The 16,042-nt window shown below is 60.8% G+C and carries 10 protein-coding genes; 8 read left to right on the top strand and 2 right to left on the bottom strand.

The window, feature by feature from the left end; translation table 11 throughout:
- The first annotated feature begins 59 nt into the window (after window positions 1-59).
- Both VJ464_10145 and VJ464_10140 read left to right on the top strand, forming a co-directional pair.
- On the top strand, window positions 60-785 hold the full coding sequence (locus VJ464_10145) for a DUF169 domain-containing protein (GenBank protein ID HKQ05483.1): 726 nt from the start codon (window positions 60-62) through the stop codon (window positions 783-785).
- A gap of 72 nt (window positions 786-857) precedes the next feature.
- A complete protein-coding gene (locus VJ464_10140; protein ID HKQ05482.1) occupies window positions 858-2,942 on the top strand; it encodes an ATP-binding protein in 2,085 nt (694 codons plus the stop codon).
- A gap of 28 nt (window positions 2,943-2,970) precedes the next feature.
- Here the strand turns inward: VJ464_10140 and VJ464_10135 are convergent, their stop codons facing one another.
- Window positions 2,971-4,407, bottom strand: coding sequence for a hypothetical protein (locus tag VJ464_10135; GenBank protein HKQ05481.1), 1,437 nt, complete (start codon window positions 4,405-4,407; stop codon window positions 2,971-2,973).
- Window positions 4,408-5,084: 677 nt separating this feature from the next.
- Here VJ464_10135 and VJ464_10130 point away from each other — a divergent pair.
- Complete coding sequence (locus tag VJ464_10130; protein HKQ05480.1) at window positions 5,085-7,817, top strand: adenosylcobalamin-dependent ribonucleoside-diphosphate reductase; 2,733 nt, start codon at window positions 5,085-5,087, stop codon at window positions 7,815-7,817.
- Window positions 7,818-7,945: 128 nt separating this feature from the next.
- Here VJ464_10130 and VJ464_10125 read toward each other — a convergent pair whose 3' ends face one another.
- Window positions 7,946-8,101 carry a DUF6800 family protein gene (locus tag VJ464_10125; protein HKQ05479.1) on the bottom strand — a complete coding sequence of 52 codons (156 nt, stop codon included), beginning with the start codon at window positions 8,099-8,101 and terminating at the stop codon, window positions 7,946-7,948.
- A gap of 197 nt (window positions 8,102-8,298) precedes the next feature.
- Between VJ464_10125 and VJ464_10120 the strand changes: the two genes are divergently transcribed.
- From VJ464_10120 to VJ464_10100, 5 genes are all read left to right on the top strand, one after another.
- Window positions 8,299-10,374: an SUMF1/EgtB/PvdO family nonheme iron enzyme gene (locus VJ464_10120; protein HKQ05478.1), complete on the top strand. Its 2,076-nt coding sequence runs from the start codon at window positions 8,299-8,301 to the stop codon at window positions 10,372-10,374.
- A gap of 63 nt (window positions 10,375-10,437) precedes the next feature.
- Window positions 10,438-11,784 carry an amidohydrolase family protein gene (locus VJ464_10115; protein ID HKQ05477.1) on the top strand — a complete coding sequence of 449 codons (1,347 nt, stop codon included), beginning with the start codon at window positions 10,438-10,440 and terminating at the stop codon, window positions 11,782-11,784.
- Window positions 11,785-12,098: 314 nt separating this feature from the next.
- Window positions 12,099-13,298 carry an efflux RND transporter periplasmic adaptor subunit gene (locus tag VJ464_10110; protein ID HKQ05476.1) on the top strand — a complete coding sequence of 400 codons (1,200 nt, stop codon included), beginning with the start codon at window positions 12,099-12,101 and terminating at the stop codon, window positions 13,296-13,298.
- An 82-nt stretch (window positions 13,299-13,380) separates the two neighbouring features.
- Window positions 13,381-14,679 carry an ABC transporter permease gene (locus VJ464_10105; protein ID HKQ05475.1) on the top strand — a complete coding sequence of 433 codons (1,299 nt, stop codon included), beginning with the start codon at window positions 13,381-13,383 and terminating at the stop codon, window positions 14,677-14,679.
- Between the two features lie 11 nt (window positions 14,680-14,690).
- Complete coding sequence (locus VJ464_10100; GenBank protein ID HKQ05474.1) at window positions 14,691-15,947, top strand: ABC transporter permease; 1,257 nt, start codon at window positions 14,691-14,693, stop codon at window positions 15,945-15,947.
- The last annotated feature ends 95 nt before the right edge of the window (window positions 15,948-16,042 follow it).

Raw genomic sequence — 16,042 nt, 5'->3', positions numbered from 1 at the left:
GCCATTATAATCCTGGCGATTCATTTTTGTCAGCTAACTCGAACGAGGAGAATCACTGGATGACCACACAGGACTGGAAGGCATTGGCGGGCCAGCTCGGCTCGCTGCTCGGACTACAAACGCCGCCGCTGGCGATCACCTTTTCCGACGAGGCGCCGCAGGACGTGCCGCGCTATGAAAGCGATGTGCCGGAGCCGTTGGCCGACGGGCGCACAGGCCGAGTGCCTGCCGGTTGCGTCTTCTGGATGGAAGCCGCCGGCCGCACCTTTACGACCGAGCCGGAAGACCACGGCAACTGCTCGGTCGGCAGTTTGACGCACGGACTCAAAAGTATTGAAGAGGTTGCCGGCAACCTGGACGTTGCGGCGATCCTCGAATCCGGATGGGTGACACTCGACATGGTGCCGCAGATTCCCGTCGTCGGACAGCAGTACGATTACATCACCTACGGGCCGCTCGCCGAAACCTCGGCAGACCCGGACGTGATCTTTTTACGCGTCAACCCGCGGCAGGCGATGATTCTTTCCGACGCCGTGCCGGGCCTGAAGTTTGAAGGCAAGCCGCAGTGCCACATCATCCCGATGGCCCGCCAGCACCATGCCGTCGCTGTTTCGGTCGGCTGCATGCTGAGCCGCGTGCGCACAGGCATGTCGAACAACGAGATGACCTGTGCCATTCCGGCGGCGCGGCTCGCCGAAGTCGTCGGATTGCTTCAGCAGACCGCCGTCGCCGACAACGCCGTCGCCGCCTACGCGAGCAAAGACGCGGCGCGCTTCGGGCGCTGACTTGCGACGCGGCGGCGGAAAGGCAGGAAGGCGGCCCCGCTTTCCCGGCGCCCGTCGCCGCGTCGGTGACTTATGTCCCCGATTCAAATCCTCAAGCTCGTAGGCTTCGCGACCGGCGCGATGCTGCACCTCTACATCGCATGGCTGATCTGGAGCCGGCGGCTCGGCACCCAGCAGAGCCAGTCGCAGCCCGTGCGATTAATTACAATTCTCAATCTCTGCCTCGGCGTCTGGTTCCTCGGCAATCTCTTCATCACCCTGCACGAGCTGTTGCTGGGGCGCGAGCGGCTGACCTTTCTGCTGCGCGCCTGGGATGTGCTGGCGACGACGGGGGTGGCGCTGTTGCCGGCGGCGCTGCTGCACGCGCACGTCGCGATGTGGGCGTCGCTCGACGGCTACCGGACGCTCGGGCGGCGCGGGGTGCAGATGGTCGGCGCGGCGCTCTACGTGCCGATGGCCTTCCTGCCTTATGCCATCTATCGGGTCACCAGTGGCGATTACCGCCCCTTCATGCTGAAGATTCGCGTCCTGCTGATCCCTTACGCCATCTGGTATCTGCTGGTGATGGTCTCGTCGGCGCTGTTGGATTGGGCCATCGTCAAGAAGCTGGCCGAGGACGCCGAGCGCGAGCGCACTTTCTTCAAGCGGCTGGGCGTGCTGTTGGTGCTGAACGGCGCATTACAGTTTTACGTCGTCGCTATTGCGCGCTCGGGGCCGAACGATTTCCTCTGGGTCAGCTTCATCTTGCTATCGCTGCTGCCAATCTTTTTCGTCGCCTATCACGTCTACCGTTACCGCATCGTGGACGTGGCGGTGCGTGACAGTCTGGTCTACGCCGTCTTCGCGCTGGTCTTCATCGCCGTCTACACCTACGGCGTGCGGCGGCTCGATCAGTTCCTCGTTGACCGCTTCACGATCACGCCGGGCGTCGTCGAAGTGATTCTGCTGCTCGGCATGGTGGCGCTGGCCGGGCCGCTGGTGCGAACGATTGACCGCGCTGTGCATCAACTGTTCACCAGCGAGATCGGCCTCTATCGCGACGTCGTGCGCCAGGTCGCGACCGGCGCCGAAGGCTTTGGCGAGCTGGCGGCTTTTGTGCGCTACAGCGAAGAGACGATTCGGCGTGGCCTGGAGCTTGAGAGTGTAAGGATCATCACCGTTGAAGCTGCCGCGCCCGCAAGCCCCGAGCGCCGCTTGATCGATAAGCTCGCCGAGTGGGACGCCGAATCTGTCGAGACGGATGAAGACCTCGATCTGATCGGCGCAACCATCACCTACGCGCTCAGGCGCGAAGGGCAGATCATCGGTTTGATGATTATCGCCGCCGCGCCGCACCATCTGACCAGCGAGAAGCGCTCGGTGCTAGACGTCATCGCCGGGCAGGTGGCCGTCGAAGTCGAAGGCTGCCGCTTGATCGAAGAGAAGGTGCGGCTCGAACGCGAGCTGGCGGCGCGCGAGCGGCTGGCGACGCTCGGCCAGATGGCGGCGCAGGTGGCACACGAAGTCAAGAATCCGCTGTCGGCCATCAAGTCCATCGCTCAGGTGATGCGCGAAGAGGAAGCCTTGAAGGCTTACGACCGCGACCTGGAGTTGATCGTCAGCGAGATAGACCGGCTGAACCGCACGGTCTCACAACTGCTGGCCTTCAGCCGCCCGAGCCACGCCGACCAGCGGCCTGTGGCGCTCGCCGACCTGATTGACTCAACGGTGGCGTTGATTGCCGCCGAGGCAAAAGCGCTTGGCGTCGTCATCACGGTTGAATCGGCTATGGATGTGACGCTGACCGGCACCGAGGCCGGTGCGTTGCGCGAGGCGCTGAGCAATCTGGTCATTAACGCCGTGCAGGCGATGGACGAAGGCGGCGAGGTAAGGATTCAAGCCCACGTCGAAAGCGCGCGGCAAGCGAAGATTGAAGCGCCGCGCTTGATTCTCACAGTCACCGACACCGGGCCGGGCATTGCGACGGAGGCACAGCAGAAAGTCTTCGAGCCGTTTTATTCAACGAAGTCACGCGGCACCGGCCTGGGCCTAGCCATCGTGCAGCGCCGCGCCGTCGAGCTCGGCGGCCTGGTCGAGTTGCTCAGCCCCGCCGCCAATGGCCACGGCACCCAATTTCGCCTGAGCGTACCCATCGCCATCGTCGCCTCGGCCTCCTAGACGAGTTAACCGAAGACGCAAGAGCCAGTCAATCCGACGCCCTGCAATGTCGCCAATCCTCCGCGCTTCTATACGGATATTGCAGCCATTGACAGTCATGTGCTGAGTCTTTTTTGCCCTCAGAATCTTCCCACGCTATCCAAGACACAACATAGATTCTCTTGGTTGTTCCGGCTATCCCCTCAAAATCACTGGGAGTTAGGGAACGAGTAAAAGCCTTGGCTGTTAGACTCTCCCCAACGCCTATTTCTTTCCCTCTAACCTTCCCTTCACAATACTCCTTCCCTAACATGCGAGTTTCTTGGGCAAGATTGTTACCAGCCTTGTCCTCTATTTTGCGAATAATGGCTCTATCGTTTACTACATCCAAAATATAGACTTGTGAGTAACAAATAGCGTTAAACATTTTTCCCGGCCCAACATTTGTCCAGCGACAAATGCCGCCAAATGTCTTGCCGGTAACGATTTGTTGATTTTCGGGAAGGATTTCTATACTTAGCTTGGGCAGTTTAACAGGGGAATTAGGCGTTTTTGGCTGGTCACTCTCTTGTGGCCAGAACTCAAGACATCTTGTCTCAGGATCATAATAAGTTTCAAAGACCCGGTCAGGCCCCACCTGCCTACCGCTAACGAATATACCGAGATGTAGAGCGCATCTACCTGGCGGTAGTTTATCGTCTGCATTAGGGTCAGTGTTATAGATATAGGACGCCTGCGGATACCAAGGATGTGAGCTAATTACACTGATTTCCTCAGTACCACCCGCTCGCAACTTAAAGCCTTCCTTTGTACGTTCTTGTTCGTCTTTGCTGCCTTTATGACGTTGCTGCAAAACGACTTGCCAAAGCGCGTCTGCGTCTGGTTCTCCGTTGTGATAAACGCTATTCAACTTGACTGTAATATCTTCAATGTCGGGGCCGCTTGTGGCGTTGTAATGGACATCAACAGTGAACGCATGAATACCAACATTGAAACAGCCCCGGTCATTTGAGGACGGGCGTAGAAAAAGCTCGTTTACCTTCGACAATACGAGAGGCGGTTCCGCTTGTCTAGAATGTTGTTGGTCATACTTGTCTAAGGCCCAACTGCCAAGACGCTCGCCAAGAAACGCCAATAGCAACCCGCTCCCGATAAGTACAATAAGTCTTGAAGGAATACTTATCTTCCTTACAACGCCAGACCTTGCTATCCAAAAAACAGAAAGCACCCAATCGGCCACTATAGCAACAGAGACAATTAAATTCACTACTCCCGTAGCTACTAATACCACCAATAACAAAGCAACAATGATACTGAAGATTGGGTTACAAATGATTTCATAGACCGCACCAGATACTCTATCCACAGTCGCCAAAGTCTTGGGGAAACGAGAGGCGATATAGGCATGCGCGGTCTTGTCCATATGCACCAGCCGGTTAGGAACTTGGCGTATATGTGACAAACCAGCGCGCCAAGCTGTTGACATGATCGCCTTACTTGAGCGCGTGATAATGGCCCATCGTAGCAAGCGCAAACTAGCCTTTCTCCAAACTGAGGGCGGAGCCGGAAATAACATGACCGCAAGCCTACATCTTGCCCGTTGCCCATCTCAAGAAAATCATGGTTTCCTGTCCCATTTCTGGGACTTGCCCAAAAACTCAACCACTTGCCCAAAAACTCTAAAATGGCTGTAACCGAAGGAATCTTTTGGCGGACTTTTTGGGCAAGGCCGCCGCACTCGTCTATTTCCTTTGACCACAATATGTTGTACTTTTTGATTGACACGCGACTAGGTATAGAGTAAACTCCGAATCCGCTGCGGGACGAAAATCGCCGCCGTAGCCGAGCGCAGGTAAGCCGTTGTGGTCAACCCGGCAAGGAGGCTATGATTAAGGCTCGGAAGCCGGTTAGATCTGGGATGACGGAGCGGAGCATTACCGATTCGGTGAGCGATCAGCGGAATCGAAAGAGCCATCACGCCTGGGAACATACGATTCGGCTTTCAGGCAGCAGGGCCGTGGCCGAACCGTAACGACAGACCTTTACAGGAATACTCGTATAGTCCCCGACTTACCCGGCCCGCGCAGGGACAGGAGAGCCTTCTCTCCTGAGCAGGGCTGCGCCAGCAATTCTACGACCAAAGATGATTTAGGAGATTAAGCAATGTCTACCCGATCTGTCGGCAATGCACAAAATCCCACCGGCCCAAATAATGAAGAGCCGCTTTCGCCGCTAGTGCCACACGCCGATGTGCGCCACGCCGGCGTCGTTGACAATAATCAACTGTCGGAGCTTGGGCAGAAGATCTTCCTCGACCGCTACGCCCTTAAAGACATGCGCAAGCGGACGCTCTCGCCCGGCGACATGGTCATCGTCTGCGTTGACAGCAAGACCGGCCAGCGCGAGATCGGCGTCATCACGCACATGGACACGGAAGCCGCCGGCGGCGCGGGCCGCGTCACCGTCGAGCTGGGAGACGGCGCGCAAATCGACTGTCTCATCGAGCATGTCTCGAAGCCCATCGAGACGGTGCCGGAACAGATGATGGAGCGCGTCGCGCGCGGCATCGCCGCCGTCGAAGGCGAGCACGCCGACGAGTGGTACGAGAAGTTTCGCTGGCTGCTTAACGGTTGGAAATTCGTCCCCGCGGGCCGCATCCTCGCCGCCGCCGGCACCGACCAGCAACTCACTTTTTATAATTGCTATGTTATCCCGTCACCCAAAGATTCGCGGCGCGGCATCGTCGAGACGCTGTCGCAGATGATGGAGATTATGTCGCGCGGCGGCGGCGTCGGCATCAACGTCAGCAGCCTGCGTCCGCGCCACGCTTATGTCAAAGGCGTCAATGGGCGCTCGTCGGGTTCGGTCTCGTGGGGCGCGCTCTATTCGTTCGTCACCGGCTTGATCGAACAGGGCGGCAGCCGGCGCGGCGCGCTGATGATCATCCTCAACTGCTGGCACCCGGACGTCGTCGAGTTCATCAACTCGAAGCGCGAGATGGGCAAGATCACCAACGCCAATATCTCTGTCGGCATCACGGATAAGTTCATGGACGCGGTGCATGCGGACGCCGACTGGGACCTGATCTTTCCAGATGTCAGCGATCCTGATTACGAAACGCAGTGGGACGGCAACCTGGAGAAATGGCAGGCGGCGGGCAAAAAGACGGTCGTGCATCGCACCGTCAAGGCGCGCGAGGTCTGGAACTCGATCATTGAATCGGCCTGGGCGTCGGCAGAGCCGGGCGTCTTTTTCATCGAGCGCGCCAACAAGATGTCGAACTCATGGTATTACGACGCCGGCTATCTCGGCTGCACCAATCCGTGCGGCGAACAGCCGCTGCCGGGGTTCGGCGTCTGCAACCTCGGCGCCATCAACCTGTCGAAGTTCGTTCGCGACGGCGATGTCGCGTGGGACGACCTCGGTCGCGCCGTGCGCTATGCCGTCCGCTTCCTTGATAACGTCATCGATGCGACGCCTTACTTCTTCGACGAGAACTATGCGCAGCAGAAGGCCGAGCGACGGGTCGGTCTGAACACCATGGGCATGGCCGAGATGATGATTCGCCTCGGCATTCGTTATGGCTCGGACGAATCGGTGCAGTTCATTGACCGGCTCTATCGCTTCATCTCGCGCGAATCCTATCACGCCTCGGCCAACCTGGCGGCAGAGAAGGGCGCCTTCACGATGTTCGACGCCGAGAAGTATTTGCAATCGGGCTACATGAAATCGATGCCCGAAGACGTGCGCGAAGCGGTGCGCGAAAAAGGCGCGCGCAATGTGACCTTGCTCACACAGGCGCCCAACGGCACCATCGGCACGCTGGTCGGCACCTCGACCGGCATCGAGCCGTTCTACTTCTGGAACTACTTCCGCAAATCGCGCCTCGGCCAGCACGAAGAGCGCGTCAAGGTGCTGGAAGAGTGGCAGCAGGCACACCCCGGCGAGCCGCTGCCCGGTTACTTCGTCACGGCGATGGACCTGGCGCCCGAAGAACACGTCAAAGTGCAGGCGGCCATTCAGCGCTGGGTTGATTCTTCGATATCGAAGACCTGCAACCTGCCGTCGAACTACACCGTCGAGCAGACGCGCGAGATTTACGAGCTGCTCTACCGCCTCGGCTGCAAGGGCGGCACGATCTACCGCGACGGCTCGCGCGACGTGCAGGTGCTGAACCTCAAGGAAGAGGACAAGAAGGCCGCGAAGGCCGCGCCGAAAGCGGAAGCCGCTGTACCGCAAGCCGCCGCTGCGACAACGGTCAGCGCCTCAACAATCAGCGCCGCGCCAGCCGCCGCAAGCGAAGCGCCGGCAAAGGCCGCAATCGCCGTCACGACCGACGCGCAGCAGCCGAAAGTTCGCCCGCGTCCCTATAAGCGGCGCGGCTACACGGTCAGCAAGGCGACGCCCTCGGGCACGGCGCACATCACCATGAACGAGGACGAAGAGAGCCAGCCGTTCGAGGTCTTCTTAGAGATCGGCAAGGCGGGCTCCGACATCAAAGCGATGGCCGAAGCCCTGGGCCGCCTGATGTCACTCACCCTGCGCATGGCGTCGCCGGTGTCGCCGGTCGAGCGCGTCCGCGAAATTGTGAAGCAGATTACAGGCATCGGCGGGGCGCGCTCTTACGGTTTCGGCAAGCGGCGCGTCTTGAGCCTGCCGGACGCCGTCGGCCAGGCGCTGGCAGAGAATTATCTGAACGTCAGCTACGGCAATGAAGATGCGGGGCAGGGCGCGCAGATGGGCGTCGAGGGTGAGTCGGTGGCGGTCGAAGAAAAAATGAAGCAGGCGGCGATGCAGGCGACTTCGGCTGACCTCTGCCCGAGCTGCGGCGACTCGGCCTTTGTGCGCGTCGAAGGCTGTCACACCTGCTACGCCTGCGGCTACTCGGAATGCTAGCGGAAGAAGTCAGGAGTCAGGAGTCAGGAGTCAGGAGTCAGAATGAACTTGGAAGGCGCGAAAAGTGTACTCACTGCCACCGACTTCCTCTTTTATTCTGACTTTTGACTCCTGACTCCTGACCCCCTTCATATCTCCGTCGTGTACTTCGGGAAGGTCTTGCGAATCTGCGCTTCGATCTTTGGCCGTTCGGCGTCGTTGGCCTTGGCTAGCTTGGCGCGCAGTCGTTTGCGCTTTTCCTGACGATGACGGCGGCGCTTGATCTCTCGTTGACGTTCTCCCATCTTTGCTCAAATCTCCTTGCCCGGTGAAATGGTTGCCGGCGTGCCGGCTGGAAGCGGATTGTAGCCAGCCGCGCTTGCCGCGGTCAACCGCGTGCGGCCAGCAAAAACCCTTGTGGCGCAGCGACGCGGTGTTATAATCGGCCAGTCTGATCTGCTCTCAAGTCCCCACGCACTCTTAATAAAAGGTTACAACACGCATGGACAATCTGGAGAACCGCGCCACCTCGCGCTTGAGCGAGCAGATCACCCGCGATTACCGCATCCTCTCACTGCTTGGCAAAGGCGGTATGGGCGAAGTCTACCTCGCCGAGCAGTTGCGCGTCGGGCGCCGCCGCGTTGCGCTTAAGGTGTTGAGCCGCGCTTGCTCGGAAGACCCCGAGATCGTCAAGCGCTTCGAGAATGAGGCCGCCTCTTCGGGGCGTATCCATCACCGCAACGTCGTGATGATCTTTGAGAGCCGCGCCTCGGATGACGGCCAGCTTTACGTCGCTATGGAATACGTCAATGGCAAGACGCTGCGTGACGAGATACAGGAGCGCGGCGCGCTGCCGCTCGCCGAAGTCGTCGAGATTAGCAAACAGATTTGCGCCGGACTTTCTGCCGCGCACCGGCTCGGCATCGTTCACCGCGACATCAAGCCCGATAACCTCATGCTGATGCGCGACGACGATGGCGCGCGCGTCGTGAAGGTTCTCGATTTCGGCATCGCCCGGCTGGCGGAGCCGGGCACGGCGCAGTCGCGCACGGCTTCGGGCATCATCATGGGGACGCCCTATTATATGTCGCCCGAACAGGCGCTCGGCTCGACCGGCGATAAGATCGACGCGCGCTCAGACATCTATTCGCTCGGCATGGTGGTTTATCAAATGCTGACCGGGCGCGTCGCCTTCGAGTCGGATTCGTGGATGGGCGTGATGTACAAACACCTCCACGAGCCGCCGCTTCAGCCGCGCGAATTGCGACCGGAGCTGGGCTGGTATGAAGAGTTCGAGCAGGCCGTGTTGCGCGCCCTCGAAAAAGACCGCGATAAACGCCCGCAGACGGTCAGCGAGTTTGCTGAGGAGATGGAGACGGCTTATCGCCGCGCCATCGCCGCCAACCCCGAAACGGTCAGCGCCGGGGCCTACGACGTGACCGTCGCCGGCCTCGCGCCGCCTTTCATGCAGGCGACCGCGGCGGCTCAACCGGCGCGGCAGCAAACCGTGGCGCCGGTCGCAGCCGCCACGCAAGCGGCGGGTCAGGCGACGGTAGCCGCGACGGCACCATCCGCTTTGAGCAACCGCCGCAAAACCCTGGCCATCGCCGGCTTGCTCATACTGGCGGTGATGTCGGCAATCTACTTCCTCCGCTCGAAGCCCGTCGCGACGCCGCAAAAAGTGGCGGTGGACACGGTGCCTGCGGCGGCGGTCGCCAGGCCCATGCCGGAGATCGAGACATTTGAATTCGAGGTGCTGACCGTTGAGCCGAGCGGCCATCTCAATGTGCCGCATCGCCGCTCTGCGTCATACTTCAGCGAAGACATTGACGGCGAGGTGAGCCTCGACATGGTCGAGATTCCCGGCGGCGCTTTCAAGATGGGAGCGCCGCTTGAAACCCAGCGCGAGCGCAAGCAGAGCGAACGCCCGCAGCGCCAGATTCGCGTGCCGGGATTCTTCGTGAGCAAGTATGAGATCACCGAAGCCGAATGGCGTGCGGTGGCGCGGCTGCCGCTGGTCAGCCGCCAGCTCGAAGAGAACCCTTCGTCATTCAAGGGCGACGGCCAGATGCCCGTGCAAAACATCTCGTGGCTGGACGCGGTCGAGTTCTGCGAGCGGCTGTCGCGCGCCACCGGGCGACGCTATCGTCTGCCGACCGAAGCCGAATGGGAATACGCCTGCGCGGCTGGCACCCAGACGCCCTTTTATTTTGGCGAGACGATCACGGCAGAGCTCGTCAATTATGATGCGAACTATCCTTATGGCGCGGGGCCGAAGGGCGAGACGCGCCGTCGCCCTATATCGGTCGGCGCCCTGAGCGCGCCCAATGCTTTCGGGCTTTACAACATGCACGGCAACGTCGCCGAGTGGTGCAGCGATTACTGGCATGACAGCTACATCGGCGCGCCTGCCGACGCCAGCAGTTGGGAATCGCGCGGCGACGCCAGTGTGCGCGTCCTGCGCGGCGGCTCGTATTACGACGGCGGCGACGATTGCCGCTCGTCAGCGCGCACCAAGGACCCGGCAGACATCCGTCTGCCTTTCATCGGCTTTCGCGTCGTCATGGTCGCACCCTAATTAAAGGAGCGCCGCGGCCCGGTCGTTGACGACCGGCGACGGCTTCCTGTCTAATCATCGGCGATGGCGAAACAGGTCTACCTTGCCGAATGGGTCTTGCCGATCACCTCGCCGCCGCTCGCCGACGCGGCGGTAATCGTCGAAGACGACCGCATCATCTTTGTCGGCCCACGCGCCGCAATCGAAACCCATGCCGCATTCAAAGATGTCGAGCGCCGCGACTTTGGCCGCGCGGCGCTGCTTCCCGGCCTCGTCAATACGCATAGTCATCTTGAGCTGACCTTGATGCGCGGCTTTCTCGAAGACCTGGCGTTTCGCGATTGGATCATTAAGCTGACGACGACGAAGTACGAACGGCTGACGGCTGACGATATGCAGGCGAGCGCGCTCGCGGGCACGGCAGAAGCGATTCGCGCCGGCATCACGACGCTGGCTGACACCGGCGACACCCGCGCCGCGTTCGGGGCGCTGCTCGCGAGCGGGCTGCGTGGTATTGCTTACAGAGAATGTTTCGGCCCCGACCCGCAGGTCGCCGAGCAGAATCTTGCCGAGTTGACTGCCAAGGTTGGCGAGATGCGCGAGCGAGAGACGCAACTCGTGCGCGTCGGCATCTCGCCGCATGCGCCGTATACGGTCTCGGCGCGATTGTTTCAGCGGGCAACTGAATATGCCGTGCGCCAGTCGCTCGACCTCTGCATTCACGCGGCGGAATCACAGACCGAGCAAGAGCTGATGACCGCCGGCACCGGCGAATTTGCCGAAGGCTTGCGCCGGCGCGGCATCGACTGGCGAGCGCCCGGCGTTTCGACCGTCAAATATCTTGAACGACTCGGCGTGCTAGAGGCCGCGCCCTTGCTGGTCCATTGCGTTCGCGTAGACGGCGAAGAGGTCGCCTTGCTTGCCCGTCGTCGAGCCCGCGTCGCCCACTGCCCGAAGTCAAATGCCAAGCTCGGACACGGCATCGCGCCGCTTGTGGCCATGCTCGACGCCGGCATCAGGGTAGGCTTAGGCACAGACAGCGTCGCTTCGAACAATCGCTGCGACCTGATCGGCGAAGCGCGCTTCGGCGCGCTCATTCACCGGGCCGCCGCGAAATCTTATCAGCGCCCCTCCGCCGACGAGCTATTGCGACTGGCGACGATTGGCGGCGCGCAGGCGCTCGGTTTGGATGATCAGATCGGCTCACTCGAAGCCGGCAAGCAGGCCGACCTGATTGCGATTGATTTGACGGCGGCTCATCACACGCCGGTGCATGACCCTGCGGCGGCCATCGTCTTCGCGGCTACGGCAAGTGATGTGCGGCACACCGTCGTCGCGGGCCGCGTCTTGTTCGATGGCCGCGAAGTCAGGACGTTTGATGAAGCCGCCGTGCAAGCGCGCGTCAACCAGGCGCTGGCGCGCATGCAATGATCCGCCGGTTAAGTTATCTGCGACCAATTCTCTCCTTCAATCACTCACCAGCGCACAACGCGCAGCCATCACGCCGGCCAGCCCTCTGCACCCTGGCCGGCGCGGGCGTGCGTATCTTTGAATGGGCAGCCAGGCGGCGAAGGCTGGTGTGAACTTTTACCGCAAGCCGGCGGGGCAAATGCGCCGAACGCGCCACCGACGAAGCGCGGACCACGACCCCTGGCCGGTGAGAAATCGGGAACACGTTTGTTGACACTGCCGTATGAAGCGGTGGACAGCAATCATCGAAAACCCGCTGCATCAAGAGGATTATTATGGCGAGGAAGAGACCGCATAAGTGGATATACGTGTTGGCGGCGCTGCTTGTAGTCGCCGGGCTCGGCGGCTTTGGGCTGACCCGCATGACGAAGGCCAAGGCCGAGATTGATCCGTCGAAGCTGGCGACCGTCATGCGCGGCGACCTGGCGCGCTCGGTCGTTGCCACGGGCCGCATCGAGCCGATATCTAAAGTTGAGATTAAGTCGAAAGCCAACGGCATCATTAAAGAGCTGAAGGTCAACATCGGCGATCTGGTCGAGCCCGGCCAGGTGCTTGCCGAGTTGGATAAAGACAACCTCGCGGCGCGGTTGCGCGAGGCGCGCGCTGCGCTGCTCAACGCCGAATCGAACCTGACCGCCGCGCAGGCCGAGTACCGCAAGAATCAGGTCGAGGCCGACAGTCCCGATGTCAGCTTTGCCCGTCGCAATGTCGAGCGCGTCGAAAAACTCTACAAAAACGGGCTGATTTCACAGCAAGACCTCGATGATGCGCACCGCCCGCTTGAACAAGCCGAGAACCGCCAGCACGTCGCGCGCTCGCAGTTGAGCGTCAGCGAGGCGCGCATCAGTCAAGCGCAGGCGATGGTCGGCCAATCGAAAGCCGCCGTCGAGCGCGCCGAAGAAGAGCTCAATAACGCCACCATCCGCTCGCCTATCAAAGCCGTCGTGCTGTCGCGCGATGTTGAGATCGGCAGCCCGGTCTCGTCCATCTTGAACATGGGCGCGGCGGCGACACTGGTGATGGTGCTGGGCGACATCAGTCAAGTGTATGTCAAAGGCAAAGTGGATGAAGCAGACATCGGCATGGTGCGTCTCAATCAGCCGGCGCGCATCAAGGTCGAGACCTTCAAGGAGAAAATCTTCGAGGGCCAGGTGACGCAGATTTCGCCGATGGGCGCCGAGAAAGATAACGTCGTCAGCTTCGAGGTGCGCGTGTCGATCAACAACCCCGGCGGCGAGCTGCGCGCCAACATGACGGCCAACGCCGAGATCATTCTCGAAGAGCGCAAACAGACGCTGCTCATCCCCGAAAGCGCTATCGCCTATGACGCGCAGCGCAACCCGTCGGTCGATGTCCCCGCGCCCGCCACGCCCACGGGCCGCGAGCGCCGCCCAATCAAGGTTGGCGTCAGCAACGGCACCAAGACCGAAGTGCTCGATGGCCTGAGCGAAAGCCAGCAGATCATTCTTCAGTAGTCAGTAGTCAGGAGTCAGAATAAAAGCCGCGGCGATAGTCGCCTTCCTTGTTTATTCTGACTTCTGACTGCTTCGGTGCGTTATGCGCGAACTCTTTCGACAAACTCTGGGCAACCTGGCGGCGAACAAGCTGCGCAGCTTCTTGACCATGTTCGGCATCACCTGGGGGATCATCGCCATCGTCATTCTGTCGGCGACTGGCGAAGGCTTTCAACGCGGCAATCTGAAGGTCATGCGCGAGCTGGGCAAGAATATCGTCATCATCCGCAATGGCCGCACCAGTATGCAGGCGGGCGGCGAGCGCGCCGGCCGCATCATTCGTCTGGACATCAACGATGTCTACGCGCTCAAGGAAAAGTCGAGGCTGCTCGAATACATCACGCCGGAGCTGATGGGCGGCGTGAAGATCAAGAGCGCTTTCAACGCCGCCAGCGCCGGCACCAGCGGCGTCTGGCCAGTCTATCAGCAGATTCGCACCATCGAGCTTGAGCGCGGGCGATTGATGAATGAAGCCGACAACAGTGAAGCGCGCCGCGTCGTCATTATGGGCTACGACGTATGCAAGCAGCTCTTTGCCGACCGCGACCCCATCGGCAGCGCCGTGACGCTCAACGGCGTGCCCTATACGGTCATCGGCAAGATTCGCAAGAAGACGCAGGACTCGAATTACACAGGCCCGGACAACAACCGCCTGTTTGTTCCCTACGAGACGATGCGCAAAGACTTCCCGCTGCGCGGCGGCCTCAACACCGCGGACTCGCTGTCAACGATCATCGCCGCGCCTTTTGACGAAGTCGCGGAGCAGCTCGCCAACGGGCCGGACCAACGGGGCAGGGGATTCTTTGACAACAGCGGCCCGGTCGAAACCGAGGTGCGGCAGATTCTCGCGCCGCGCCATGACTTCGACCCGCAGGATCGCGAAGCGCTGTCGATGTGGAACACCGCCATCGGCTCGGTCATGTTCGTCAAGATCATCAGCAGCATGAAAGAGTTCTTCCTCGCCGTCAGCATCATCACGCTGGCCCTGGGCGGCATCGGCGTAATGAACATCATGCTGATCGCCGTCAAAGAGCGCACCAAAGAGATCGGCGTGAGAAAGGCTCTGGGAGCCACTTCCGGCAACATCCAGCGGCAGTTTCTCAGCGAAGGGTTGCTGCTGACGTTGTTGAGCGGGATGATCGGCCTGGGCCTTGGCGTCGGTTTGTGCAAGCTCATTAATCTCGCGCCGATGCCCGAGCGTTTCGCGGGGATGATCGTCACCTGGCAGACCGCGGCATTCGCCCTCGGGGTGCTGGTGCTGATCGGCGCGCTGGCCGCCGTCTACCCGGCCCGCCGCGCCGCCGAGCTGCCGCCGATTGAAGCCTTGCGCTTTGAGTTTTAGGAGACACCCACGTGCTGATCAAAGAAGTCTTTCTGCAAGCCCTGTACGCGCTCGCGCACAACCGCTTTCGCGCCTCGCTCACCCTGCTGGGCATTGCCTGGGGCATCGTCACGGTGGTGATCCTGATGGCCTACGGCAATGGCTTTCACGACGCGCTGATGGTCGGCTTTCGCGGCGCTTTCTCTGACGGCACGGTGGTGGCCTGGCCGGGGCAAACCAGCCTGCAAGCCGGCGGCGAGCGCGCCGGTCGCCGCATCATGCTCAAGGAAGAAGACGTCGACGCCATCAAAGAGCTCGGCGCGATCAAGCACGTCAGCCCCGAATACGTTCAGGGGCAGCAGGTCAGTTATGGCAACCGCTCGACTTCGGCAACGGTGCGCGGCGTCGCCCCCGAATACGGCGTGATGCGCGCCGAGATTCCTGAAGCCGGGCGCTTCATCAACGCCGAAGACATAGACAAGCGCCGCCGCGTCGCTTTCCTCGGCCACGAAGTCGCGCGCAAGCTCTTTGGCAACAGTCCGGTGGTCGGCGAGAGCGTGCGCGTCGGCGGGCTGTCGTTTGAAGTCGTCGGTGTTCTCGCCGACAAGGTGCAGATGTCGAGCTATTACTCGCCCGACAAGTTCTGCGTCTTCATCCCCTACTCTGCCGCCAACCAGTTGTGGGACACCACCTATGTAAGCAACATCGTCTTTCAGACGCTCGACCCGGCGCAGCAGGATGTGGCGCTCAAGCAGGTGCGCGAGGTGCTGGCGGCGCGCTACCACTACGACGCCCGCGACGAGCGCGCCGTCAGCCTGATGGACACGGTCGAAAACAATCGGGTGCTGAATGGCATCACCGGCGGTTTGAAAATCATCCTCGGCTTCATCGGCGCGCTGACCTTGATGATTGGCGGCGTCGGCGTGATGAACATCATGCTGGTGAGCGTCACCGAGCGGACGCGCGAAGTCGGCGTGCGCAAGGCGCTGGGCGCGCGCCGCCGCCACATCCTCTTTCAGTTTTTGCTCGAAGGCATCGTGATTACCTTCTTAGGCGGGGTGCTGGGCATTGTGCTTTCGTATGGGCTGGCGCTGGTGATCGGCACGCGCCCGTTTCTCGCCGACCTGCTCGAAGATGCGTCGCGGCAGACCGACATTCATCTTTTGCTGTCAGCGGACGTGCTGATCGTCGCGACCAGCATTCTCGCTTTCGTCGGCCTGGCGAGCGGCCTGTGGCCGGCGCTGCGCGCCTCGCGGATGGACCCCATTGAATCGCTCAGGTATGAGTAAACGGACGAGAAGAAACGCCGTGCAGTTGAAGCGGCAATCACTGGTAGGGTAAAATCACAATCTGCCTTAAACCTGCCCGATATAAAGAGGCAGAC

It is taken from the genome of Blastocatellia bacterium, from assembly GCA_035275065.1.
In the GTDB taxonomy this organism is placed as follows: domain Bacteria; phylum Acidobacteriota; class Blastocatellia; order UBA7656; family UBA7656; genus DATENM01.
Note: the sequence above shows the minus strand (reverse complement) of the source record. Positions and strands in the feature narration are given on the sequence as shown.